Below are 23,697 nucleotides of genomic sequence, written 5' to 3' on the forward strand. Positions count from 1 at the left end.
TTCCTTTATAATGGGTGTATGGATAAGAAAAAATTATTATTGATTGATGGGTCTTCTGTTGCTTTTCGGGCGTTTTTTGCGCTCTATCAGCAGTTGGACCGTTTTAAGAATGCGGCTGGTTTGCATACCAATGCCATTTATGGTTTCCAGTTGATGTTGAGCCATTTGTTGGAGCGGGTGGAGCCTAGTCATATTTTGGTGGCTTTTGATGCGGGAAAGACGACCTTCCGGACAGAGATGTATGCGGACTATAAGGGTGGTCGGGCTAAGACTCCTGATGAGTTTCGTGAGCAATTTCCTTTCATTCGTGAGTTGCTGGATCATATGGGGATTCGTCACTATGAGTTGGCTCAGTATGAGGCGGATGACATCATTGGGACACTGGATAAACTAGCAGAGCAGGATGGTTTTGATATTACCATTGTCAGTGGGGACAAGGACTTGATTCAGCTGACGGATGAGCATACGGTGGTTGAAATTTCCAAGAAAGGTGTGGCTGAGTTTGAGGCCTTTACGCCAGATTATCTCATGGAAAAGATGGGCATCACACCGACTCAGTTTATCGATCTCAAGGCGCTCATGGGTGATAAGTCGGATAATATCCCTGGGGTGACCAAAATTGGTGAAAAGACGGGTATCAAACTCTTGCTGGAGTATGGTTCGCTTGAGGGGATTTATGAAAATATCGATGGGATGAAGGCTTCTAAGATGAAGGAAAATCTCATTAATGATAAGGAACAGGCCTTTTTGTCTAAAACACTAGCGACCATTGATACCAAGGCACCGATTGCGATTGGTTTAGAGGACTTGGTCTATAGTGGTCCAGATGTTGAAAATCTTGGAAAATTCTACGATGAGATGGGCTTCAAACAGCTCAAGCAGGCTTTAAATGTGTCGTCAGCTAATGTGGCTGAGAGTTTGGACTTTACTATCGTTGACCAAGTCAGTCAAGATATGCTGAATGAAGAATCTATCTTCCATTTTGAGCTTTTTGGTGAGAATTACCACACGGATGATTTGGTTGGATTTGCCTGGTCTTGTGGGGAAAGGCTCTATGCCACAGACAAGCTTGAGCTTTTGCAAGAGCCTATTTTCAAGGACTTTCTAGAAAAAACACCTCTGAGAGTTTATGACTTTAAGAAGGCTAAAGTTCTCTTGCATCGTTTTGGTGTGGATCTACAGGCGCCTGCTTTTGACAGTCGTTTGGCTAAATACCTCCTTTCGACTGTGGAGGACAATGAAATTGCGACTATTGCTAGTCTTTATGGTCAGACTTATTTGGTTGATGATGAGACTTTCTATGGTAAGGGAGTCAAGAAGACCCTTCCTGAACGTGAGAAATTCTTGGAACACTTGGCACGTAAACTTGCCGTTTTGGTCGAAACAGAACCTGTTTTACTTGAAAAACTCAGCGAAAATGGGCAGTTGGACCTTCTCTATGATATGGAACAACCTCTGGCTTTTGTTCTTGCTAAGATGGAAATTGCTGGGATTACGGTTAAGAAAGAGACCTTGCTTGAGATGCAGGCTGAAAATGAGCTTGTCATTGAAAAACTGACTCAGGAGATTTACGAGCTGGCTGGTGAGGAGTTTAATATCAACTCGCCTAAGCAGTTGGGAGTGCTTCTCTTTGAAAAATTGGGTCTTCCTCTGGAATACACTAAGAAAACCAAGACAGGTTATTCGACTGCGGTGGATGTCTTGGAACGCCTGGCTCCTATTGCGCCGATTGTTAAGAAAATCCTAGACTATCGTCAGATTGCAAAGATTCAGTCTACTTATGTGATTGGCTTGCAGGACTGGATTTTGGCTGATGGCAAGATTCATACTCGCTATGTGCAGGATTTGACCCAGACTGGGCGTCTGTCTAGTGTGGATCCAAACTTGCAAAATATCCCTGTTCGCTTGGAACAAGGGCGCTTGATTCGGAAAGCTTTTGTGCCAGAGTGGGGGGATAGTGTGCTGCTCAGCTCGGACTATTCACAGATTGAATTGCGCGTTTTGGCGCATATTTCTAAGGATGAGCACTTGATTAAGGCCTTTCAAGAGGGGGCAGATATCCATACTTCGACAGCCATGCGTGTCTTTGGCATTGAACGTCCTGAGGATGTGACTGCAAATGACCGTCGTAATGCCAAGGCTGTCAACTTTGGAGTGGTTTACGGGATTTCAGACTTTGGCTTGTCTAATAATTTGGGCATTAGCCGTAAGGAAGCCAAAGCCTACATTGATACCTACTTTGAACGCTTCCCAGGTATTAAAAACTACATGGATGAAGTGGTGCGTGAGGCGCGTGATAAGGGCTATGTGGAGACCCTCTTCAAGCGTCGTCGTGAGTTGCCAGATATCAATTCGCGTAACTTTAACATTCGTGGTTTCGCAGAGAGGACGGCTATCAACTCACCTATCCAGGGTTCGGCAGCAGATATTCTCAAGATTGCTATGATTCAGCTAGATAAAGCCTTGGTTGCAGGTGGTTATCAGACTAAGATGCTTCTGCAAGTGCATGATGAAATCGTCCTTGAAGTTCCTAAATCTGAACTGGCAGAGATGAAAAAATTGGTCAAACAAACCATGGAAGAAGCCATCCAACTCAGTGTTCCCCTCATCGCAGATGAAAATGAAGGGGCAACCTGGTACGAGGCTAAATAAAAAGGAGGCTAGTCCTCCTTTTTTGTAGTAGAATTCTGCAAGCCTTTTCAAAATGTGCTATACTGATGAAAAGGAGGATTTTTATGAGTCAAGAATTTATCAATCCAAGTGATGGCGTGATTCGTCAGTATCTAACAGCGAGTAAAACCCTTGCTGTGGTAGGTTTGTCAGACCGTGAGGAAACAACCAGCAATCGAGTGACCAAGGAAATGCAGGCTCGGGGTTATAAAATCATCCCAGTTAATCCTAAGGTTGCAGGTGGAGAAATCTTGGGTGAAAAGGCTTATGCTAGTCTAGTAGAGATTCCTTTTCCTGTAGATATTGTCAATGTTTACCGTCGCAGTGAATTTTTGCCAGATGTGGCGCGTGATTTTCTCAAAGCTGATGCCAAGATTTTTTGGGCACAGCTAGGACTTGAAAGTCTAGAAGCGGAAGAAATCTTGCGTGCTGGTGGATGCGATGACATCGTGATGAATCGTTGCATCAAGAGAGAACATACACGCTTAATTGAGGAAGCATAAGAAAAGGTAGCTGATGGGCTACCTTTTGTGTTATACTCAATGAAAATCAAAGAGCAAACTAGCCGCAGGCTGCTCAAAACACTGTTTTGAGGTTGTGGATAGAACTGACGAAGTCAGTAACCATACCTACAGCAAGGCGACGTTGACGTAGTTTGAAGAGATTTTCGAAGAGTATTAGAAAATGCCGATAAGGGTCTGCATACCAAGACTAGTGAGGATGATGGCAATCCAGCAGATGGCTCCGAGAACAATGGATTTTCCGCTGGATTTGACCATAGCGACCAGATTAGTTTTGAGACCGATAGCACTCATGGCCATGATAATGAGGAATTTGGAGAGTTGTTTGAGAGGGGTAAAGAAACTACTGGATACCCCGAGAGAGGTCAGTAGGGTGGTTAGGAGAGATGCAAGGATAAAGTAAAGGATAAAAAGTGGGAAGACTTTTTTCAGTTGTAGGCTTTGCTTGTTTTCTTGTTGGCGACTTTGCCAGTAGGATAGAAAGAGCGTGATAGGGATAATGGCCAAAGTACGTGTGAGTTTAACAATGGTTGCAGACTCGAGGGTATTGGTCTGGTAGAGACTATCCCAGGCGCTAGCTGTGGCGGTTACAGAGGAAGTGTCATTGACCGCAGTCCCTGCAAAGAGGGCGAAGCCGTCATTTGATAGATGAAGCCAGGTACCTAGCGTTGGAAAGATGAGCGCAGCCAAGACATTGAAGAAAAAGATAACGGAGATGGCTTGGGCTACTTCCTTTTCCTTGGCGTGAATAACAGGCGCTGTTGCTGCAATGGCAGAACCACCACAGATTGAAGAACCTACTCCAACCAAGGTAGCCAGTTTTGTATCCAGTGCAAAGAAGCGCTGGAAGAAATAGGCAATAATCAGAGCTATTGAGATAGTGGACAGGATGACAGGGAGCGAAGATTGGCCAACTGCGAAGACCTGCGAGATATTGAGACCAAAACCAAGCAAGACAACGGCATATTGGAGCAATTTTTTAGAACTAAAGGTCAACCCAGCATCCAGTTGTTTATAGGACGAGAGAAAGGGATGGAGAAGCATGCCCATAAAAATTGCAAAGACAGGCGCGCCAATAACAGGGAAGAACCCTCCTAAGTACCAAGATACGATTGAAATGAGAAGGCAGGCCAAGATACCTGCTCCATTTTTTGATAGAAATGACATAAAAACCTCCAAATAAAATCTATTACCATTATGGACATAAAAACAGGAAAAGTCAAATAGAAAGTGGAAAGCTATTCTATCATGTATTTTTGCGGTCGGGGGTCTTTTGTAGTATAATAGAGATACGTTTCGAAAGTAGGAGGTATCTATGGACTTAACTAAGCGCTTTAATAAACAGTTAGATAAGATTCAAGTTTCGTTGATTCGTCAGTTTGACCAGGCTATTTCTGAGATTCCTGGGGTCTTGCGTTTGACCTTGGGGGAACCTGATTTTACAACGCCAAATCATGTCAAGGAGGCGGCCAAGCGAGCGATTGATCAGAACCAATCCTACTATACAGGGATGAGTGGTCTGCTGACTTTACGTCAGGCGGCCAGTGACTTTGTTAAGGAAAAGTACCAACTGGACTATGCTCCTGAGAATGAAATCTTGGTTACAATTGGGGCGACAGAGGCTTTATCTGCGACTTTGACAGCTATTTTGGAAGAGGGAGACAAGGTGCTCTTGCCAGCTCCTGCCTATCCGGGTTATGAACCGATTGTCAATCTAGTTGGGGCAGAGATTGTCGAGATTGACACGACTGAAAATGGGTTTGTCTTGACTCCTGAGATGTTGGAGAAGGCCATTTTGGAGCAGGGAGACAGGCTCAAGGCGGTTATTCTTAACTATCCAGCTAATCCGACAGGAATTACCTATAGTCGGGAGCAGTTGGAAGCCTTGGCAGCTGTTTTACGCAAGTATGAGATTTTCGTTGTCTGTGATGAGGTCTACTCAGAATTGACCTATACAGGGGAAGCTCATGTGTCTCTAGGGACTATGTTGAGAGATCAGGCTATTATTATCAATGGTTTGTCTAAATCACATGCTATGACCGGTTGGCGTTTGGGTCTGATTTTCGCTCCTGCGGTCTTCACAGCTCAGTTAATCAAGAGTCACCAGTACTTGGTTACTGCCGCAAATACCATGGCTCAACACGCTGCAGTGGAAGCCTTGACAGCTGGTAAAAACGATGCGGAGCCCATGAAAAAGGAATACATCCAGCGTCGGGACTATATCATCGAAAAAATGACTGCTCTTGGTTTTGAGATTATTAAACCAGACGGTGCCTTCTATATCTTTGCTAAGATTCCAGTTGGTTACAATCAAGATTCCTTTGCTTTTCTGAAGGATTTTGCTCAGAAGAAGGCTGTTGCCTTTATCCCGGGTGCAGCCTTTGGGCGTTACGGGGAAGGTTATGTGCGTCTGTCTTATGCGGCTAGCATGGAGACTATCAAAGAAGCCATGAAACGACTTGAGGAGTACATGAGAGAAGCATGATTCAGTCTATCACGAGTCAAGGCTTGGTGCTCTACAATCGCAATTTTCGTGAGGATGACAAGCTGGTCAAGATTTTTACGGAGCAGGCTGGCAAGCGCATGTTTTTCGTTAAACACGCTGGTCAGTCCAAACTGGCTCCAGTTATTCAGCCCTTGGTGCTGGCACGATTTCTTTTGCGAATCAATGATGATGGGCTCAGTTATATCGAGGATTATCATGAGGTCATGACCTTTCCCAAGATTAATAGTGATCTCTTTGTCATGGCCTATGCGACCTATGTGGCAGCTCTTGCAGATGCTAGTTTGCAGGATAATCAGCAGGATGCTCCCTTGTTTGCTTTTTTGCAAAAGACTTTGGAGTTGATGGAAGCTGGCTTGGATTATCAAGTTTTGACCAATATTTTTGAAATTCAAATCTTGACTCGATTTGGAATCAGCCTCAATTTTAATGAGTGTGTCTTTTGCCATCGGGTCGGTCAGGCTTTTGACTTTTCTTTCAAATATGGAGCCTGCCTCTGTCCAGAGCATTGTCATGAAGATGAGAGACGTTGCCATCTCAATCCCAATATCCCTTATCTGCTCAATCAATTTCAAGCCATTGATTTTGAAACCTTGGAGACCATTTCGCTCAAGCCCGAAATCAAGCAAGACTTACGCCAATTTATGGATCAACTCTACGAAGAGTACGTTGGTATTCACCTAAAATCAAAGAAATTTATTGATTCCCTAGCAGACTGGGGACAATTACTAAAAGAGGAAAAGAAATGAAAAAAATCGCAGTAGATGCCATGGGAGGCGATTACGCACCTCAGGCCATCGTTGAGGGTGTCAATCAAGCCCTAGCTGACTTTTCAGATATCGAGGTTCAACTCTACGGAGATGAAGCTAAAATCAAGCAATATCTGACAGCGACAGAGCGCGTCAGCATTATCCATACGGATGAGAAGATTGATTCAGACGATGAACCTACGAGAGCTATTCGGAAGAAGAAAAATGCCAGTATGGTCTTGGCGGCCAAGGCTGTCAAAGATGGAGAGGCAGATGCTGTCCTATCGGCTGGGAATACAGGTGCTTTACTAGCAGCAGGATTCTTCATCGTGGGTCGTATCAAGAATATCGATCGACCAGGGCTTATGTCGACTTTACCGACTGTAGATGGGAAAGGTTTTGACATGCTAGACCTCGGTGCTAATGCAGAAAATACAGCCCAGCACCTCCATCAATATGCGGTTCTAGGTTCCTTCTATGCTAAAAATGTTCGTGGAATTGCGCAACCACGTGTTGGCTTGCTCAATAACGGAACAGAGAGTAGTAAGGGCGACCCGCTTCGTAAGGAAACCTATGAATTACTAGTGGCTGATGAAAGTTTAAACTTTATCGGAAACGTGGAAGCGCGTGATTTGATGAATGGCGTTGCGGATGTTGTTGTGGCAGATGGTTTCACGGGAAACGCTGTGCTCAAATCCATTGAAGGGACAGCCATGGGAATCATGGGCTTGCTCAAGACCGCTATTACAGGTGGAGGTCTTCGAGCGAAACTAGGTGCCCTTCTTCTCAAGGATAGCCTCAGAGGTTTGAAAAAACAGCTCAACTATTCAGATGTTGGTGGAGCGGTCTTGTTTGGTGTCAAGGCACCGGTTGTCAAGACTCATGGCTCAAGCGATGCCAAGGCTGTTTATAGTACAATCCGCCAGATTCGTACCATGCTAGAAACAGACGTAGTTGCCCAGACTGCGCGTGAATTTTCAGGAGAATAAAAGAGATGACAGAAAAAGAAATTTTTGACCGTATTGTGACCATTATCCAAGAGCGACAGGGAGAGGACTTTGTCGTGACAGAATCCTTGAGTCTGAAAGATGATTTGGATGCTGACTCAGTTGACTTGATGGAGTTTATCTTGACACTGGAAGATGAATTTAATATCGAAATCAGCGATGAGGAAATTGACCAACTCCAAAGTGTAGGAGATGTGGTTAAAATCATTCAAGGAAAATAGAAATCGGAGTTCCAAGGCATTTGCTTTGGACTTTTTTATTTGGCTTAATACTCTTCGAAAATCTCTTCAAGCCACGTCAGCTCTATCTGCCACCTCAAAACAGTGTTTTGAGCAACCTGCGGCTAGCTTCCTAGTTTGCTTTTTGATTTTCATTGAGTATAAGTGACCGTTTAGGAACAGATTTAGTCTTTCTAGGGACAGTAGAAATCTGAGGAGAAATAGGGGATATAATGGAGTTAGAAAAAATCAATCTCCAAAAAGGAGAAAAAAGAAAGGATTTTCACGATGAAAAAATATCTTTATTCTAGTTTGTTAGTTCTTGCAGGAGGCGTTCTCCTAGCAAATACTACGGTAGCCTATGCTGATTCCCCATCAGCAAGTGAGAAAGAAGCGATTGCTCAATTAGTTAATCAAGGCAAGATAAAAGCTGAAGAAGCTGATCAAGTAAAATTGATTGGTTTTGAAGATAAAGAAACTCAAGCAGAGGGCAATCAAGAGAAGAAAGCTTTCAATCAATATCGTGATCCGAAAGGAACATGGATGCAAACCAATGGTAAATGGTGGTTTAAATACGGTTCAGGTGGGTATGCTAAAAATTGGGAACAATTAGATGGCAAGTGGTACTATTTTGATGACCAAGGATGGATGAAAGAAAATACTTGGATTCAACCTGATGGTAATTATTACTACTTATCTGCTAGTGGTGCTATGGTCACTGGTTATCAACGTGTGAATGGTACACCATATTTCTTTAGAGAAAGTGGTGTATGGGTAGAAAATCGTGGGCAAGCTCTTGGTGAATACGCAAAGACATTTGTAGGAAAAATCCCATATGTTTGGGGTGGGGCAGATTTGAATAGTGGCGTAGATTGCTCAGGATTTACGATGGCTATTCATGCTAAGTTTGATATTAGTATTCCTAGAGTAACCTATGGTCAAGCGACAGGAGGAAGCTATGTAAGTAATGGCTCACAACTTCCTGGAGATTTAATATTGTACAATGGCGACCAAGGTTCAAATCAACATGTGGGTATTTATGTTGGTGGTGGCAAGGTAGTTCATGCTCCAGATAGAGGTCAAGATGTTTCTTATATGAATCAATATGGAATGGAACAAAATACAATTCGTAGATATTGGTAATATTGTCTAATTTTTCACAATATTATTGACTTTGACAATGAAAAGTATTAGAATATAGCTAAATAAAGAGGGGAAACCCTCCTATAGCTATTCAATAAAGGAGGAAATGGCTATGAAAAAATCTAAACTACTCACACTTGGTCTGCTTGCAGGTGCTGGTCTACTTTTGTCTATCAACCAAGCACAGGCTGCAGATACTTGGGTTAAAAATGGTGCTGACTGGAATCTTTCACAAGATGGCAGTCTAGCTAAGGATAAATGGGTACAAAATGCTGGTTCTTGGTACCATTTTGACGGTTCTGGTAAAATGCAGACAGGCTGGCTCAAAGATGGGAATACTTGGTATTCTCTAGCAGATAGTGGTGCTATGCGCACTGGCTGGTACAAGGAAGGTAACACATGGTATTCGCTCGCAGATAGTGGCGCCATGCGTACAGGTTGGTACAAAGAAGGGTCTACATGGTACTATCTTCATTTTAGTGGTTCTATGATGACAGGTTGGGAGTTCATAGATGGTAAATGGTCTTACTTTGAAAAATCAGGTGCTATGGTCGCAGATAGAGCTGTTCCAGCCAGTGATGGGGAAAGTTATGTCATTGGTAAGGATGGCTATCTAGCAAATAGAAAAGATGCTGGATACAATATTCATGATATTGTCAAACTTGGAGATGGGCAAGAATATTTGCTAAATGCTAAAGGTGACGATGTTATTATTGAAAAAAACACTTGGTATATCAGACCAGAGTTCAAGAAGTTCTCTAACAAATATGGGGATGAGGTTGCAAATACTACCTTAGCTTTAGTGGATAATAAAGAAGAAGGACAAGAAATTGATCCTAAGGCAGTTTTACAGAACTTCCAAAACTTACCAAATCGCTACTACTTTGATGAAAATGGACATCGTGTGATTAATATCCCAGTAATGACAACCTATTCAGAGATTAAAAAAGTTGGCAATGATGTCTATTTAGAAAATCCAGGTGCACGACTTCGTCTTGGAGCTACCCACTTTACAATCAATAACAATAAACTATACTATTTAGAAAATGAGCAAGGTAAGCTCAAAACAGGTTACTTTGTATTAATTGATGATGGTATGGCTACAACCCACTATCACATCCTAGCCTATGCGGATCAATCTGGTGAAATTCGTAAGATGAAACGCTTGCCATCAGGAGTTTCAGATTATCTGGATAAAGAAATCGATGGTTTATACGGTGAAAAAATTAAGATTGAATCTCCACACTCAAACGAATATTATAAAGTGGTTGTGGTTAAATAAAAATAACATCTTCACAACTAATCGTTAACGCTCTAACCAATATACCATTTTCAGGAGGCTTTAGATTTCTTGTATTTTAAAAGGAAACTAAAGCCTTTTGTAGATGGAGCAGGGGATAGAGTTATCTATAAAATAATGAAAAGGAGTCTGTCATGGAAATGAAAAATACATTTGTAGAATTGGAACAATTTGAAGAGTTAACCCCAGAGGTATTGGAGGAAGTGAATGGTGGAGGGATTTTTGAAGATACTGTAAAATGGTGCAATAAATTATTTGGTACGGGTAGACACGTTGCTTAAATTCACAGTATTAGTTAGAGATTAGATTTATTTATGCTTATTTTAGAATTCTTATTTTCTGTGATATATCTACTGTTGGTAGTCGTTTCAACCATAGTGCCTACTATTTATTTGGGCGCTCAAATTTCCCCAGAATTTTATAAAAAACGTTATTGGATACTTATATTTTTAATTAGTTTATCTGCTCGTCAAACATTTGGAGAATTATTTCATATAGGAGTTCTTATCTACTTTTACTGTATTTTTTTATTAGTATTGCACAAGAGAAAAGGGGAAGCTCTTTTTCTTTCTCTGTATCTTTTTCTCTTCTTTCAAAGTATTCGTTATTTATTTTTGACAATTTGGATTCGTGTATTATCTGGTGAGCATTGTTGTTTCGTAGATTCGTTTTCTACTTTATATATATCTATATTTGATTTATTATCAATCTTTCTATGTTGTAAAATTATGAAGCGTTGGTCTTTGGATTTGGATTTATTCTTTTCAGATACTTTTAAAACCCACTATCGTAAGAGCTTTTTCATTATCCTACCTCTGACTGGATTTAGGATATTCTCTTCGTTCATGACCAATAGAAATAGTTCTTTTTACGTTCGCTTTGACACGACCATTTCTCTCCTGATTTTCATTCTCTTTTTCTCCTGGCTCTTTTATATCAGACACTTAGAGCAGGTTTATCGTGATGAGCAGACTATTCAGAGACAGGAAGATGAGAATCGTTCCTTGCAAGGGATGGTGGACAAGTTGGGTCATCTCTATGATGAGGTTCGAGGTTTCCGTCATGATTTTGCAGGGATTGTCGCCAGCATGGAGCCTGCCATAGCCAATCAAGACATGGCTGAGGTGTCTACCATTTATCAAGATGTCTTTTTAAAGACAAATGAAAAGCTGAGGAAGGCAGATTACACGGCCTTTAATCTTCATAATATCCATGATATAGCCATTCGTAATACTTTGGCAAAAGCTATGATTGTGGCAGATAATCAGGGAATTCATTTTAGTTTGGAGACGGTGGGGGTTGTCGAAGAGCTGGCATTGCCGATGTTGGAGGCTATCCGTATCCTCTCTATCCTCACGACAAATGCCTTGGAGGCAGCCAGTGAGGCGGAAAATCCGCAGATTTGGGTTGCTTTGTTGGCAGGTGATAGGAGTGTCCGTTTTATCATTGAAAACACTCGTAAGAAAGAAGAACTGAATCCCATCATTCTCAGTCAAAAGGGTTATTCGACCAAGGGAAACCACAGTGGACTGGGCTTAGCAACCTTGGAGGATATGGTTTTTCATTATGATTTAAACTTAGATACCCAGCTAGGAGAGACGACTTTTAGACAAGATTTAGAATTGCCATTTAAGGATGAGAAACGAGGGGGAGAGGAATGAGAATTTTAGTTTTGGAAGACGATAGAGTCCAGCAAGGACGGATAGAGCAGACTTTACTAGATATCGGTCGCTCTCGCAATTTAAGATTGGAAATTGATATTGCCAAAAACTATGGGGATGTTGAAAAGTATTCTCAGTATTTTGACCATTACCAGCTCTATTTATTGGATTTAGAGATTGATGGAGAGCGTGAACGGGGCTTTCAGGTTGCTCAACAGGTTCGGGAGCGGGATCCTTTTACAAGCATTGTCTTTGTGTCCACGCACTCGGAGTCCTTGCCTCTAGCTTTTCGCTACCACTTGTCTGCCTTGGATTTTATTTCCAAGGATCAGCCAGAGGAAGATTACCGTCATCAGTTGGAGCGCTGTCTGGACTATGTACTGGCAGTGGATAAGAGGGAAAATATGCGTCTCTTCACCTATAGTTTTGAGGGAAGACGGGGCTTTACTCTGCCCTACCATGAAATTTTAGCCTTTGAAACCTCAGTGGAATCCCATCGTATCAAGGTCTACTATGCCAATCATTCTATCAAAACCATTTATGGCAGTCTCAAGGATATCGCTGCCAAGGCTGAAAAAGATTACTTTGTCTATGCCAATCGCAATACGTTGGTCAGTTTACAGGCCATTGAAGAGATGACTGCGACAGAAGTGACCTTGTTAGAAGGCTTGCATTTCCCCGTATCACGAACAGCCAGAAGAACCCTTAAAAAACATCTCAATGTCTAATATCTGTTAGATTTGAATGAATTTATCAATAAGAATGTCGGAAAATTTTCTGATATTCTTATTTTTTTGACTTCTTTTTCGAATAGATAGGTAAGAGGAAAAGGAAAGGAGCCTGGCTTATGTATCTACCGATTTTCTATTCATGGTACATTAAATTATTTTTGAAATAAAATTTAATTTAGTTGTACATTTTTGAATTATTTTTCGAATAGATAAGTAAGAGGGAAAAGAAAGGAGTTTGGTTTATGTTTATATCAATGTTCTACCCATGGTTCACTAAGTTATTTTTTAAATAAATTTAATTTAGTTGTACATTTTCGAAATTTTTTTCGAATAGATAAGTAAGAGGGAAAAGAAAGGAGCCTGGTTTATGTATCTACCAATTTTTTATCCGTGGTTTGCTAAATTATTTTTCAAATAAAATTTGATTTAGTTGTTTATTTTCGAATTGTTTTTCGAATAGATAAGTGAGAGAAAAAAGAAAGGAGTCTGGTTTATGTATCTACCGATTTTCTATTCATGGTACATTAAATTATTTTTTAAATAAAATTTAATTTAGTTGTACATTTTCGAATTGTTTTTCGAATAGATAAGTAAGAGGAAAAAGAAAGGAGTCTAATTCATGTATCTACCGATTTTTTATTCATGGTACATTAAATTATTTTTTAAATAAAATTTAATTTAGTTGTACATTTTCGAATTATTTTTCGAATAAATAAGTAAGAGGAAAAAGAAAGGAATAAAATAATGAAAGAACATTATTACGGATTTGTTGAGCTAACTTCGGAAGAATTGACCGATATTCAAGGTGGAGAAAGTTGGGTGAAGACCCTTGCAGATTGGTACATTGGATTTCGTAGAGGTTTTGGTTTTTAGGAGGATAAGAGATGAATGAAATGAATGATAAGTATACTATTGAAGTATTAAAGGAGAGCGACTTAGCTTTGCTGGTGGGTGGTAGCAAGGAAAGTTATCAACGGGGTTTAATTACAGGTCTATTGTTACGCGGTATATTTATTGGAACCCCATTTTTTAGAAGATAAGATTTAGAAAAAATAGAACAAGAGGAGAAAAAGATGACAAATTTTGACAAAATGGAACAGAACTTTGTAGCTCTTACAGAAGAAGAGTTGATGAATGTAGATGGGGGAATTGCTTGGGAGGTAGTCTCTTTGGGTATTGCGATTGGCTGGGGGATTTACCAAGCTGGTGAAGCTGCTGGTAAAACATTCTACTATATTACTCATCCATAGTATTTGATAAATATGAGCAAGAAAACATTTTGGATTATACTACTCGTTATTACAATTGTGGTGACTGCCGTTGGTTTAGGATTGTCTGCATATAATTATTATGTTTTTGATAGACCTTTTTTCAATAGTACTACTAAAGGACTGTTATCTGCATTTGTTATGAGTGTATTGATGATTATTATTGGTGTATTAAAAGAAAACTAATTTTTATTATTAAAATGGAGGATAAATATGTCAAATTTACAAACTATTGAACAAAATTATACTACGTTAAGTGATATTGAATTGCAAGAAGTTGATGGTGGAGGAGTGTTACTTTTGGTTGGTGGTGGTATTTTGGCTGTCGGACTATTAGCTTGGGGTGCGTATAATGGTTATCAGTCGGCATCACGAGGTGGATAAAAGGATGGTAGATTGTTTTTTAGTAAATAGGAGTCTACCATGAAACAATTCTTATTAGGATTTGCTGAGGGTTATTTTACCGTATCGCTCATAATCTACATCGCAACGTATTTGATTTTGAGAAATCCAATCAATACCCTATTTTATCCAGAAATTTATCCCGTTTTATTTGGGCTCTTTTATCTAGGATATAAGGTCAATAAAAAGCGAGTAGAGTAAACAGTTAAGAATGACTTGTTAGTCTGCGCTGAAAATAGCTAGGCTAGGATCTCAGAATGCATCACATTGGAGTTTAATATGAAATTTGTTAAATCAATACTGAAAGTTTGGCCTGAAATCATGGTATTACTTAGTTCAATGTCTTATATCATCATCAGATTAGTAGCTGACATAAATAAAGTATCTTTACCTACTTGGTTTAATAGTTTCAATATACCAACGATTGCATTATTTATGATGGTCTTCATTCTTTTATACAGAAGTAAAGACAAAAAGAATGGATAGATTTGAAGCTGTAGACGCTCTATAGGGAATAGGCATCTTGTGGTAACGAATCAAAAAAAGGAGTAACTATGAATCGTAATTTAGAACGGTGTTATCTATTCTGACTAGTAATAGATCATACCAGAGGTGGCTTAGAAATAGCAGAGACATTAGAAATTGAAGTAACTTTAAATAGGATGTCGTAAAGGTTACTATCAATGATTTATTTGTTCCAAGCTTGCCTAGGGTGTCCGAAAAAAATCATTTTCCTTTCAATAGCATATTTTTAGTAGGCAGGACGTTTGTTCTGCCTATTTTTTATCCCAAAAGTGCATTTGGGATGTTTATTTGGAGTTTTACATATATTTTTGATAAAATAGTTATAGAAATTAGGAGAGTTGAAGAAAAGAAATGAAGAAGGTTTTAAAATATTTTTTAGTATTTGTTTTTCTATTTTTGATGAATATTTTCATCTTTAAGATACTAGCAACTCTGGGATTTCAGTTGACAATGAGTGAAAAGAGTTATATTGTACCACCGCTGTTTTCGATTATCGTTTTGTACATGATTGACAAAAGAATTAGGAAGAAAAAGAAATAAATATATATTTTAGGTAGGACGTTTGTTCTACCTATTTTTTATCTTAAAAGTGCAGTTGGGAGGGAGATAGGCGCATTTGGGGAGGAAGTCCAGTTTTTGTTTGGGGATTGGGGTAAGATAGTTGTTATCAGATGAGTTTAGGAAAAAGGAGATGAATATGAAATTTGGGAAACGTCACTATCGTCCGCAGGTGGATCAGATGGACTGCGGTGTAGCTTCATTAGCCATGGTTTTTGGCTACTATGGTAGCTATTATTCTTTGGCTCACTTGCGAGAATTGGCCAAGACGACCATGGATGGGACGACGGCTTTGGGCTTGGTCAAGGTGGCAGAGGAGATTGGCTTTGAGACACGAGCTATCAAGGCGGATATGATGCTCTTTGACTTGCCAGATTTGACTTTTCCTTTTGTTGCCCATGTGCTTAAGGAAGGGAAATTGCTTCACTACTATGTGGTGACTGGGCAGGATAAGGACAGCATTCATATTGCCGATCCAGATCCTGGGGTGAAGTTGACAAAACTGCCACGTGAGCGTTTTGCGGAAGAATGGACAGGAGTGACTCTTTTTATGGCACCGAGTCCAGACTACAAGCCTCATAAGGATCAAAAGAATGGTCTGCTCTCTTTTATCCCTATATTAGTGAAGCAGCGTGGCTTGATTGCCAATATCGTTTTGGCAACACTCTTGGTAACCTTGATTAACATTGTGGGTTCTTATTATCTGCAGTCTATCATTGATACCTATGTGCCAGATCAGATGCGTTCGACGCTGGGGATTATTTCTATTGGGCTGGTGATTGTCTATATCCTCCAGCAAATCTTGTCTTACGCTCAGGAGTATCTCTTACTTGTTTTGGGGCAACGCTTGTCGATTGACGTGATTTTGTCCTATATCAAGCATGTTTTTCACCTGCCTATGTCCTTTTTTGCGACACGCAGGACAGGGGAAATCGTGTCTCGTTTCACTGATGCCAACAGTATCATTGATGCGCTGGCTTCGACCATTCTTTCGATTTTCCTAGATGTGTCAACGGTTGTCATTATTTCTCTTGTTTTATTTTCACAAAATACCAATCTCTTTTTCATGACTTTATTGGCACTTCCTATCTACACAGTGATTATCTTTGCTTTTATGAGGCCGTTTGAAAAGATGAATCGGGATACCATGGAAGCCAATGCGGTTCTGTCTTCTTCTATTATTGAGGACATCAACGGTATTGAGACTATCAAGTCCTTGACCAGTGAAAGTCAGCGTTACCAAAAAATTGACAAGGAATTTGTGGATTATCTGAAAAAATCCTTTACCTATAGTCGAGCAGAGAGTCAGCAAAAGGCTCTGAAAAAAGTTGCCCATCTCTTGCTCAATGTCGGCATTCTCTGGATGGGGGCTGTTCTGGTCATGGATGGTAAGATGAGTTTGGGGCAGTTGATTACCTATAATACCTTGCTGGTTTACTTTACCAATCCTTTGGAAAATATCATCAATCTGCAAACTAAGCTTCAGACAGCGCAGGTTGCCAATAACCGTCTGAATGAGGTTTATCTGGTAGCTTCTGAGTTTGAGGAGAAGAAAACGGTTGAGGATTTGAGCTTGATGAAGGGAGATATGGACTTCAAGCAGGTTTACTACAAGTATGGTTATGGTCGAGACGTCTTGTCAGATATCAATTTGACTATTCCCCAAGGTTCTAAAGTAGCTTTTGTGGGGATTTCAGGGTCAGGTAAGACGACCTTGGCCAAGATGATGGTTAATTTTTACGACCCAAGTCAAGGGGAGATTAGTCTGGGTGGTGTCAATCTCAATCAGATTGATAAAAAGGCTCTGCGTCAGTATATCAACTATCTGCCTCAACAGCCCTATGTCTTTAACGGAACGATTTTGGAGAATCTTCTTTTGGGAGCCAAGGAGGGGACGACACAGGAAGATATCTTACGGGCAGTCGAGTTGGCAGAGATTCGGGAGGACATTGAGCGCATGCCCCTGAATTACCAGACAGAATTGACTTCGGATGGGGCAGGAATCTCAGGTGGTCAACGTCAGAGAATTGCTCTGGCGCGTGCTCTCTTGACAGATGCGCCGGTCTTGATTTTGGATGAGGCGACCAGCAGTTTGGATATTTTGACAGAGAAGCGAATTGTCGATAATCTCATGGCTTTAGACAAGACCTTGATTTTCATTGCTCACCGTTTGACTATTGCTGAGCGGACAGAGAAGGTTGTTGTCTTGGATCAGGGCAAGATTGTTGAAGAAGGAAAGCATGCTGATTTACTTGCACAGGGTGGCTTTTACGCCCATTTGGTGAATAGCTAGAAAGAGGAGAGGATGAAACCAGAATTTTTAGAAAGTGCGGAGTTTTATAATCGTCGTTACCATAATTTTTCCAGTCGGGTGATTGTACCCATGTCCCTTCTGCTCGTATTTTTGCTTGGATTTGCAACTTTGGCAGAGAAGGAGATGAGTTTGTCTACTAGAGCTACTGTTGAGCCTAGTCGAATCCTTGCAAATATCCAGTCAACTAGCAACAATCGTATTCTTGTCAATCATTTGGAAGAAAATAAGCTGGTTAAAAAGGGAGAACTGTTGGTTCAATATCAAGAAGGGGCAGAGGGTGTCCAAGCGGAGGCCTATGCTAGTCAGTTGGACATGCTCAAGGATCAAAAAAAGCAATTGGAGTATTTGCAAAAGAGCTTGCAAGAAGGGGAGAACCACTTTCCAGAGGAGGATAAGTTTGGCTACCAAGCCACCTTTCGCGACTATATTAGTCAAGCAGGCAGTCTTAGGGCTAGTACATCGCAACAAAATGAGACCATCGCGTCCCAGAATGCAGCAGCTAGCCAAACCCAAGCCGAAATCGGCAACCTCATCAGCCAAACAGAGGCTAAAATTCGCGATTACCAGACAGCTAAGTCAGCTATGGAAACAGGTGCTTCCTTGGCCAGTCAGAATCTAGCCTACTCTCTCTACCAGTCTTATAAGTCTCAGGGTGAGGAAAATCCGCAAGCTAAATCCCAGGCAGTTGCGCAGGTTGAAGCACAGCTTTCTCAGTTAGAATCCAGTCTTGCTACTTACCGTGTTCAGTATGCGGGTTCAGGTACCCAGCAAGCCTATGCGTCAGGCTTAAGCAGTCAATTGGAGTCCCTTAAATCCCAACACTTAGCAAAGGTTGGTCAGGAATTGACCCTTCTAGACCAGAAAATATTGGAGGCAGAGTCGGGTAAGAAGGTTCAGGGGAATCTTCTAGATAAGGGGAAAATTACGGCGAGTGAGGATGGGGTGCTTCATCTTAATCCTGAGACCAGTGACTCTACCATGGTAGCAGAAGGCGCCTTACTAGCCCAACTCTATCCGTCCTTGGAAAAAGAAGGAAAAGCCAAACTAACAGCTTATCTTAGTTCAAAAGATGTAGCAAGAATCAAGGTCGGTGATTCTGTTCGCTATACGACGACTCATGATGCCAAGAATCAACTTTTCCTAGATTCTACTATTACAAGTATTGATGCGACAGCTACCAAGACTGAGAAAGGGAATTTCTTTAAAATCGAGGCGGAGACTAATCTGACTTCCGAGCAGGCTGAAAAACTTCGGTACGGGGTGGAAGGTCGTCTGCAGATGATTACGGGTAAGAAAAGTTACCTACGTTATTATTTGGATCAATTTTTGAACAAAGAGTAATGTTCGTGTTTTCAGAGTTACACTCAATGAAAATCAAAGAGCAAACTAGAAAACTAGCCGCAGGCTGTACTTGAGTACGGCAAGGCGACGTTGACGCGGTTTGAATTTGATTTTCGAAGAGTATTAAATGATTTTAAAACTGTGAGAAAAATTCTTCTTGCGGTTTTTTCTTTATGATTTTTGAAGTCGCTACGTTATTTATTCGGTTAAATTCTTGTAATTTTAGGTTTTTTATGGTAGAATGTGCTCAAGTAATACGAAAGGCGAACTTTAAAATGTCAAAACAATTGATCTATTCGGGAAAAGCTAAAGATATCTATACAACAGAGGATGAAAATCTTATTATTTCAGCTTACAAGGACCAGGCGACTGCTTTCAATGGTGTCAAGAAGGAGCAGATTGCGGGCAAGGGAGTGTTGAATAATCAGATTTCATCTTTTATTTTTGAGAAATTAAATGCGGCTGGTGTGGCGACTCACTTTGTGGAGAAACTTTCAGACACGGAACAACTCAATAAAAAGGTTGAGATTATTCCTTTGGAAGTCGTGCTCCGCAACTATACTGCTGGTTCCTTTTCAAAACGTTTTGGTGTGGATGAGGGAATCGCCTTGGAGACTCCGATTGTTGAATTTTACTATAAAAATGATGATTTGGATGACCCATTTATCAATGACGAGCATGTGAAATTCCTACAGATTGCGGATGACCAGCAAATCGCCTACTTGAAGGAAGAAACGCGTCGTATCAATGAGCTCTTGAAGGCTTGGTTTGCTGAGATTGGCCTCAAGTTGATTGATTTTAAACTGGAATTTGGTTTTGACAAAGATGGCAAGATTATCTTAGCAGATGAATTTTCACCAGATAACTGCCGCTTGTGGGATGCGGATGGTAACCACATGGATAAGGATGTTTTCCGTAGAGGTCTCGGCGAATTAACAGATGTTTATGAAGTTGTTTGGGAGAAGTTGCAGGAATTGAAATAATCTATTTGCAAGACTCTCAAGGTCATTTGGAAACATTGCAAGAGCTGAAATAAAGGAATAAGGATTGATGGATAAACGTATTTTTGTTGAAAAAAAGGCTGATTTTCAGGTCAAGTCAGAGAGTTTGGTGAGAGAACTCCAGCATAACTTGGGGCTTTCAACTTTGAAAAGTATTCGCATCGTGCAAGTTTATGATGTATTTGACTTGGCAGAGGACCTGTTTGCACCTGCAGAGAAACACATTTTCTCTGAGCAGGTGACAGACCATGTCTTGGACGAAGCGGCTGTGCAGGCGGATCTGGCTAACTATGCTTTCTTTGCTATTGAAAGCTTGCCAGGGCAGTTTGACCAGCGTGCGGCTTCTTCGCAAGAAGCCTTGCTTTTACTGGGAAGTTCGAGTGATGTAACGGTCAATACAGCACAATTGTATTTGGTCAATAAGGATATTGATGCGACTGAGTTGGAAGCGGTCAAGAACTACTTGCTCAACCCAGTTGATTCTCGTTTCAAGGACATCACGACAGAGATTGCCAAGCAGGAATTTTCAGAGTCAGACAAGACCATTCCGAAATTGACTTTCTTTGAAAGCTATACAGCAGAAGACTTTGCTCGCTACAAGGCTGAGCAAGGGATGGCCATGGAAGTGGATGATTTGCTCTTTATCCAAGACTATTTCAAGTCAATCGGGCGCGTGCCGACGGAAACAGAACTCAAGGTTTTGGACACTTACTGGTCTGACCACTGCCGTCACACGACTTTTGAGACAGAGTTGAAACAGATTGATTTCTCGGCTTCTAAATTCCAAAAACAATTGCAGGCAACCTATGACAAGTATATTGCCATGCGTGAGGAGTTGGGGCGTTCTGAAAAACCTCAAACCTTGATGGATATGGCGACTATTTTTGGTCGTTATGAGCGTGCTAATGGACGTTTGGACGACATGGAAGTGTCAGACGAAATCAATGCTTGCTCAGTAGAAATCGAAGTGGATGTTGATGGTGTGAAAGAGCCATGGCTCCTCATGTTCAAGAATGAAACTCACAACCACCCAACGGAAATTGAGCCATTTGGTGGGGCGGCAACTTGTATCGGTGGAGCCATTCGTGACCCATTGTCAGGTCGCTCATATGTCTACCAAGCCATGCGGATCTCAGGTGCGGGTGACATTACAGCACCGATTTCTGAAACTCGCGCTGGGAAATTGCCACAACAAGTTATTTCTAAAACAGCGGCTCATGGCTATTCTTCATATGGTAACCAGATTGGGCTTGCAACAACCTACGTTCGTGAGTACTTCCACCCAGGTTTTGTAGCTAAACGCATGGAGCTTGGTGCCGTTGTCGGTGCAGCTCCTAAGGGCAATGTTGTCCGTGAAAAACCAGAAGCAGGTGACGTGATTATCTTGCTAGGTGGTAAGACTGGACGTGATGGTGTCGGTGGTGCGACAGGTTCTTCTAAAGTTCAAACAGTTGAGTCAGTTGAGACTGCTGGTGCTGAGGTTCAAAAAGGGAATGCTATCGAAGAACGCAAGATTCAACGCCTTTTCCGTAATGGCAATGTCACTCGTCTTATCAAGAAATCTAATGACTTTGGTGCTGGTGGTGTCTGTGTGGCTATCGGTGAATTAGCAGACGGCCTTGAAATCGACCTTAACAAGGTGCCTCTTAAATATCAAGGTTTGAATGGTACCGAAATTGCCATCTCTGAATCTCAAGAACGGATGGCTGTGGTGGTTCGTCCTGAGGATGTAGATGCCTTCGTTGCGGAATGTAACAAAGAAAATATTGATGCTGTTGTGGTGGCGACAGTGACGGAAAAACCAAATCTAGTTATGCACTGGAATGGCGAAACGATTGTAGACTTGGAACGTCGTTTCCTTGATACAAACGGTGTGCGCGTCGTTGTTGATGCCAAGGTTGTGGACAAGGATGTCAAACTCCCAGAAGAACGTCAAACATCTGCTAACACACTTGAAGTTGATACCCTTGCGGTTCTATCTGATTTGAATCATGCAAGTCAAAAAGGATTACAGACTATCTTTGACTGCTCTGTTGGACGCTCAACGGTTAATCACCCACTTGGTGGTCGTTACCAACTCACACCAACTGAGGCATCTGTGCAGAAATTACCAGTTCAACACGGTGTGACTCATACTGCGTCAGTCATGGCTCAAGGATTCAACCCATATGTAGCTGAATGGTCTCCATACCACGGTGCTGCTTATGCGGTTATTGAAGCAACTGCTCGTTTGGTGGCTGCTGGTGCAAACTGGTCTCAGACTCGTTTCTCTTACCAAGAGTATTTCGAGCGCATGGATAAACAAGCTGAGCGTTTTGGTCAGCCAGTAGCAGCTCTTCTAGGCTCTATCGAAGCACAAATTCAACTTGGTTTGCCATCTATCGGTGGTAAGGACTCCATGTCTGGTACCTTTGAAGAATTGACCGTTCCGCCAACCTTGGTAGCCTTTGGGGTGACGACGGCAGATAGCCGTAAGGTCCTCTCTCCAGAGTTCAAAACTGCGGGTGAAAATATCTATTACATCCCAGGTCAAGCCCTCTCTGCAGAAATTGATTTTGACTTGATTAAGTCTAACTTTGCTCAGTTTGAAGCCCTTCAAAAGGCTCACAAAGTAACAGCGGCTTCAGCCGTTAAATACGGTGGTGTGCTTGAAAGTTTGGCCCTTGCTACCTTTGGAAATCATATTGGTGCAGAGGTGATCTTGTCTGAACTTGAAACAGCTTTGACAGCTCAATTAGGTGGATTTGTCTTCACATCTCCTGAAGAAATTGCTGGAGTAGAGAAGATTGGACAAACAAGTGCAGACTTTACACTCCTTGTCAACGGTGTGAAGCTAGATGGACACAAGCTTGACAGTGCCTTCCAAGGAAAACTGGAAGAAGTTTACCCAACAGAATTTGCCCAAGCCAAAGAACTAGCAGAAGTTCCAGATGTCGCTACTAACACAGTCATCCAAGCTAAAGAAAAAGTTGAAAAACCGGTAGTCTATATCCCAGTCTTCCCAGGAACTAACTCAGAATATGACTCAGCCAAGGCCTTCGAAAAAGAAGGCGCAGAGGTCAACTTGGTGCCATTTGTGACCTTGAATGAAGAAGCCATTGTCAAGTCAGTTGAAACCATGGTTGACAACATCGGCAAGGCTAACATTCTCTTCTTTGCAGGTGGATTCTCAGCTGCGGATGAGCCAGATGGTTCAGCCAAGTTTATCGTCAACATCCTGCTCAATGAAAAAGTGCGTGCAGCTATTGATAGCTTTATCGCCCGTGGTGGCTTGATTATTGGTATCTGTAATGGATTCCAGGCCTTGGTCAAATCAGGTCTTCTTCCATACGGGAACTTCGAGGATGCCAGCAGTACGAGCCCAACCCTCTTCTACAATGATGCCAACCAGCACGTGGCCAAGATGGTGGAAACTCGGATTGCCAATACCAACTCGCCATGGTTGGCTGGAGTGCAAGTGGGTAATATTCATGCTATCCCAGTATCGCATGGTGAAGGGAAGTTTGTCGTGACGGCTGAGGAATTTGCAGAGCTCCGTGACAATGGTCAAATCTTTAGCCAATATGTTGACTTTGACGGCAAACCAAGTATGGACTCTAAGTACAATCCGAATGGTTCTGTCCATGCCATCGAAGGAATTACCAGCAAGAACGGCCAAATCATCGGTAAGATGGGCCACTCAGAACGCTATGAGGAAGGTCTTTTCCAAAATATCCCAGGAAATAAAGACCAGCACCTGTTCGCGTCGGCGGTTAAATATTTCACTGGAAAATAAGACTTGCAGA

23 protein-coding genes are annotated in these 23,697 nt (G+C 41.5%); 22 read left to right on the plus strand and 1 reads right to left on the minus strand.

The genetic code is table 11. The features are described 5' to 3' along the window. The first annotated feature begins 18 nt into the window (after window positions 1-18). Together polA and OC530_RS08835 are read left to right on the plus strand one after the other, a co-directional pair. On the plus strand, window positions 19-2,652 hold the full coding sequence (gene polA / locus OC530_RS08830; RefSeq protein WP_262081092.1) for a DNA polymerase I: 2,634 nt from the start codon (window positions 19-21) through the stop codon (window positions 2,650-2,652). Window positions 2,653-2,735: 83 nt separating this feature from the next. After that, window positions 2,736-3,173, plus strand: coding sequence for a CoA-binding protein (locus OC530_RS08835; RefSeq protein WP_262081093.1), 438 nt, complete (start codon window positions 2,736-2,738; stop codon window positions 3,171-3,173). A 174-nt stretch (window positions 3,174-3,347) separates the two neighbouring features. Here OC530_RS08835 and OC530_RS08840 read toward each other — a convergent pair whose 3' ends face one another. Next, the gene (locus OC530_RS08840; RefSeq protein WP_262081094.1) at window positions 3,348-4,358 is read right to left on the minus strand and encodes a YeiH family protein; all 1,011 of its coding nucleotides are present in this window, start codon (window positions 4,356-4,358) and stop codon (window positions 3,348-3,350) included. A 148-nt stretch (window positions 4,359-4,506) separates the two neighbouring features. On the opposite strand from OC530_RS08840, the gene OC530_RS08845 reads away from it, so the two are divergent. The 20 genes from OC530_RS08845 to OC530_RS08945 all read left to right on the plus strand — a co-directional run bounded on the left by OC530_RS08845 (window position 4,507) and on the right by OC530_RS08945 (window position 23,687). Continuing rightward, window positions 4,507-5,676: a pyridoxal phosphate-dependent aminotransferase gene (locus OC530_RS08845; RefSeq protein WP_262081095.1), complete on the plus strand. Its 1,170-nt coding sequence runs from the start codon at window positions 4,507-4,509 to the stop codon at window positions 5,674-5,676. Next, window positions 5,673-6,443: a DNA repair protein RecO gene (recO, locus tag OC530_RS08850; protein ID WP_049512827.1), complete on the plus strand. Its 771-nt coding sequence runs from the start codon at window positions 5,673-5,675 to the stop codon at window positions 6,441-6,443. The genes OC530_RS08845 and recO overlap by 4 nt, the downstream gene beginning before the upstream one ends. Next, the gene (plsX, locus tag OC530_RS08855) at window positions 6,440-7,432 is read left to right on the plus strand and encodes a phosphate acyltransferase PlsX (RefSeq protein ID WP_261026389.1); all 993 of its coding nucleotides are present in this window, start codon (window positions 6,440-6,442) and stop codon (window positions 7,430-7,432) included. Before recO ends, plsX begins: the two co-directional genes overlap by 4 nt. Window positions 7,433-7,437: 5 nt before the next feature. Then, window positions 7,438-7,671, plus strand: coding sequence for an acyl carrier protein (locus tag OC530_RS08860; RefSeq protein ID WP_000136446.1), 234 nt, complete (start codon window positions 7,438-7,440; stop codon window positions 7,669-7,671). Between the two features lie 285 nt (window positions 7,672-7,956). Then, window positions 7,957-8,811, plus strand: coding sequence for a C40 family peptidase (locus OC530_RS08865; RefSeq protein WP_000760450.1), 855 nt, complete (start codon window positions 7,957-7,959; stop codon window positions 8,809-8,811). 112 nt (window positions 8,812-8,923) lie between these two features. Beyond that, window positions 8,924-10,093 (plus strand): N-acetylmuramoyl-L-alanine amidase family protein, encoded by a 1,170-nt coding sequence (locus tag OC530_RS08870; RefSeq protein WP_262081096.1) that lies wholly within the window; start codon window positions 8,924-8,926, stop codon window positions 10,091-10,093. 152 nt (window positions 10,094-10,245) lie between these two features. Further along, window positions 10,246-10,392, plus strand: a complete 147-nt coding sequence (locus tag OC530_RS08875) for a smi_0057.1 family bacteriocin-like peptide (protein ID WP_000425304.1) — start codon at window positions 10,246-10,248, stop codon at window positions 10,390-10,392. 564 nt (window positions 10,393-10,956) lie between these two features. Continuing rightward, window positions 10,957-11,772 (plus strand): GHKL domain-containing protein, encoded by an 816-nt coding sequence (locus OC530_RS08880; RefSeq protein ID WP_262081097.1) that lies wholly within the window; start codon window positions 10,957-10,959, stop codon window positions 11,770-11,772. After that, window positions 11,769-12,500 carry a response regulator transcription factor gene (locus OC530_RS08885; protein ID WP_262081098.1) on the plus strand — a complete coding sequence of 244 codons (732 nt, stop codon included), beginning with the start codon at window positions 11,769-11,771 and terminating at the stop codon, window positions 12,498-12,500. Before OC530_RS08880 ends, OC530_RS08885 begins: the two co-directional genes overlap by 4 nt. Window positions 12,501-13,247: 747 nt before the next feature. Beyond that, window positions 13,248-13,376 carry a smi_0059.1 family bacteriocin-like peptide gene (locus OC530_RS08890; protein ID WP_000658224.1) on the plus strand — a complete coding sequence of 43 codons (129 nt, stop codon included), beginning with the start codon at window positions 13,248-13,250 and terminating at the stop codon, window positions 13,374-13,376. Between the two features lie 11 nt (window positions 13,377-13,387). After that, window positions 13,388-13,543 carry a hypothetical protein gene (locus tag OC530_RS08895; RefSeq protein WP_001004584.1) on the plus strand — a complete coding sequence of 52 codons (156 nt, stop codon included), beginning with the start codon at window positions 13,388-13,390 and terminating at the stop codon, window positions 13,541-13,543. Between the two features lie 33 nt (window positions 13,544-13,576). Continuing rightward, on the plus strand, window positions 13,577-13,753 hold the full coding sequence (locus tag OC530_RS08900; protein ID WP_112444937.1) for a class IIb bacteriocin, lactobin A/cerein 7B family: 177 nt from the start codon (window positions 13,577-13,579) through the stop codon (window positions 13,751-13,753). Window positions 13,754-13,984: 231 nt separating this feature from the next. After that, complete coding sequence (locus tag OC530_RS08910; RefSeq protein WP_000067699.1) at window positions 13,985-14,155, plus strand: H354_08695 family bacteriocin-like peptide; 171 nt, start codon at window positions 13,985-13,987, stop codon at window positions 14,153-14,155. Between the two features lie 39 nt (window positions 14,156-14,194). Next, window positions 14,195-14,374: a hypothetical protein gene (locus OC530_RS08915; protein ID WP_112444935.1), complete on the plus strand. Its 180-nt coding sequence runs from the start codon at window positions 14,195-14,197 to the stop codon at window positions 14,372-14,374. A 78-nt stretch (window positions 14,375-14,452) separates the two neighbouring features. Continuing rightward, window positions 14,453-14,659, plus strand: a complete 207-nt coding sequence (locus tag OC530_RS08920; protein WP_112444933.1) for a bacteriocin immunity protein — start codon at window positions 14,453-14,455, stop codon at window positions 14,657-14,659. A 390-nt stretch (window positions 14,660-15,049) separates the two neighbouring features. After that, a complete protein-coding gene (locus tag OC530_RS08925) occupies window positions 15,050-15,238 on the plus strand; it encodes a hypothetical protein (protein ID WP_084927060.1) in 189 nt (62 codons plus the stop codon). 157 nt (window positions 15,239-15,395) lie between these two features. Next, window positions 15,396-17,549: a peptide cleavage/export ABC transporter ComA gene (comA, locus tag OC530_RS08930; protein WP_262081099.1), complete on the plus strand. Its 2,154-nt coding sequence runs from the start codon at window positions 15,396-15,398 to the stop codon at window positions 17,547-17,549. Between the two features lie 12 nt (window positions 17,550-17,561). Continuing rightward, window positions 17,562-18,911 carry a competence pheromone export protein ComB gene (gene comB, locus OC530_RS08935; protein ID WP_262081100.1) on the plus strand — a complete coding sequence of 450 codons (1,350 nt, stop codon included), beginning with the start codon at window positions 17,562-17,564 and terminating at the stop codon, window positions 18,909-18,911. Between the two features lie 275 nt (window positions 18,912-19,186). Continuing rightward, window positions 19,187-19,894, plus strand: coding sequence for a phosphoribosylaminoimidazolesuccinocarboxamide synthase (gene purC / locus OC530_RS08940; RefSeq protein WP_200832401.1), 708 nt, complete (start codon window positions 19,187-19,189; stop codon window positions 19,892-19,894). A gap of 67 nt (window positions 19,895-19,961) precedes the next feature. Continuing rightward, window positions 19,962-23,687 carry a phosphoribosylformylglycinamidine synthase gene (locus OC530_RS08945; protein WP_262081101.1) on the plus strand — a complete coding sequence of 1,242 codons (3,726 nt, stop codon included), beginning with the start codon at window positions 19,962-19,964 and terminating at the stop codon, window positions 23,685-23,687. Window positions 23,688-23,697 lie beyond the last annotated feature (10 nt).

The organism is Streptococcus sp. Marseille-Q5619, assembly GCF_946901205.1.
Taxonomy (GTDB): Bacteria; Bacillota; Bacilli; order Lactobacillales; family Streptococcaceae; genus Streptococcus.

Bases quoted from the DNA above. Each gene is read 5' to 3' on its own strand.
- polA (WP_262081092.1), top strand. From the start codon at position 19: ATGGATAAGAAAAAATTATTATTGATTGATGGGTCTTCTGTTGCTTTT.
- OC530_RS08835 (WP_262081093.1), top strand. From the start codon at position 2,736: ATGAGTCAAGAATTTATCAATCCAAGTGATGGCGTGATTCGTCAGTAT.
- OC530_RS08840 (WP_262081094.1), bottom strand. From the start codon at position 4,358: ATGTCATTTCTATCAAAAAATGGAGCAGGTATCTTGGCCTGCCTTCTC.
- OC530_RS08845 (WP_262081095.1), top strand. From the start codon at position 4,507: ATGGACTTAACTAAGCGCTTTAATAAACAGTTAGATAAGATTCAAGTT.
- recO (WP_049512827.1), top strand. From the start codon at position 5,673: ATGATTCAGTCTATCACGAGTCAAGGCTTGGTGCTCTACAATCGCAAT.
- plsX (WP_261026389.1), top strand. From the start codon at position 6,440: ATGAAAAAAATCGCAGTAGATGCCATGGGAGGCGATTACGCACCTCAG.
- OC530_RS08860 (WP_000136446.1), top strand. From the start codon at position 7,438: ATGACAGAAAAAGAAATTTTTGACCGTATTGTGACCATTATCCAAGAG.
- OC530_RS08865 (WP_000760450.1), top strand. From the start codon at position 7,957: ATGAAAAAATATCTTTATTCTAGTTTGTTAGTTCTTGCAGGAGGCGTT.
- OC530_RS08870 (WP_262081096.1), top strand. From the start codon at position 8,924: ATGAAAAAATCTAAACTACTCACACTTGGTCTGCTTGCAGGTGCTGGT.
- OC530_RS08875 (WP_000425304.1), top strand. From the start codon at position 10,246: ATGGAAATGAAAAATACATTTGTAGAATTGGAACAATTTGAAGAGTTA.
- OC530_RS08880 (WP_262081097.1), top strand. From the start codon at position 10,957: ATGACCAATAGAAATAGTTCTTTTTACGTTCGCTTTGACACGACCATT.
- OC530_RS08885 (WP_262081098.1), top strand. From the start codon at position 11,769: ATGAGAATTTTAGTTTTGGAAGACGATAGAGTCCAGCAAGGACGGATA.
- OC530_RS08890 (WP_000658224.1), top strand. From the start codon at position 13,248: ATGAAAGAACATTATTACGGATTTGTTGAGCTAACTTCGGAAGAATTG.
- OC530_RS08895 (WP_001004584.1), top strand. From the start codon at position 13,388: ATGAATGAAATGAATGATAAGTATACTATTGAAGTATTAAAGGAGAGC.
- OC530_RS08900 (WP_112444937.1), top strand. From the start codon at position 13,577: ATGACAAATTTTGACAAAATGGAACAGAACTTTGTAGCTCTTACAGAA.
- OC530_RS08910 (WP_000067699.1), top strand. From the start codon at position 13,985: ATGTCAAATTTACAAACTATTGAACAAAATTATACTACGTTAAGTGAT.
- OC530_RS08915 (WP_112444935.1), top strand. From the start codon at position 14,195: ATGAAACAATTCTTATTAGGATTTGCTGAGGGTTATTTTACCGTATCG.
- OC530_RS08920 (WP_112444933.1), top strand. From the start codon at position 14,453: ATGAAATTTGTTAAATCAATACTGAAAGTTTGGCCTGAAATCATGGTA.
- OC530_RS08925 (WP_084927060.1), top strand. From the start codon at position 15,050: ATGAAGAAGGTTTTAAAATATTTTTTAGTATTTGTTTTTCTATTTTTG.
- comA (WP_262081099.1), top strand. From the start codon at position 15,396: ATGAAATTTGGGAAACGTCACTATCGTCCGCAGGTGGATCAGATGGAC.
- comB (WP_262081100.1), top strand. From the start codon at position 17,562: ATGAAACCAGAATTTTTAGAAAGTGCGGAGTTTTATAATCGTCGTTAC.
- purC (WP_200832401.1), top strand. From the start codon at position 19,187: ATGTCAAAACAATTGATCTATTCGGGAAAAGCTAAAGATATCTATACA.
- OC530_RS08945 (WP_262081101.1), top strand. From the start codon at position 19,962: ATGGATAAACGTATTTTTGTTGAAAAAAAGGCTGATTTTCAGGTCAAG.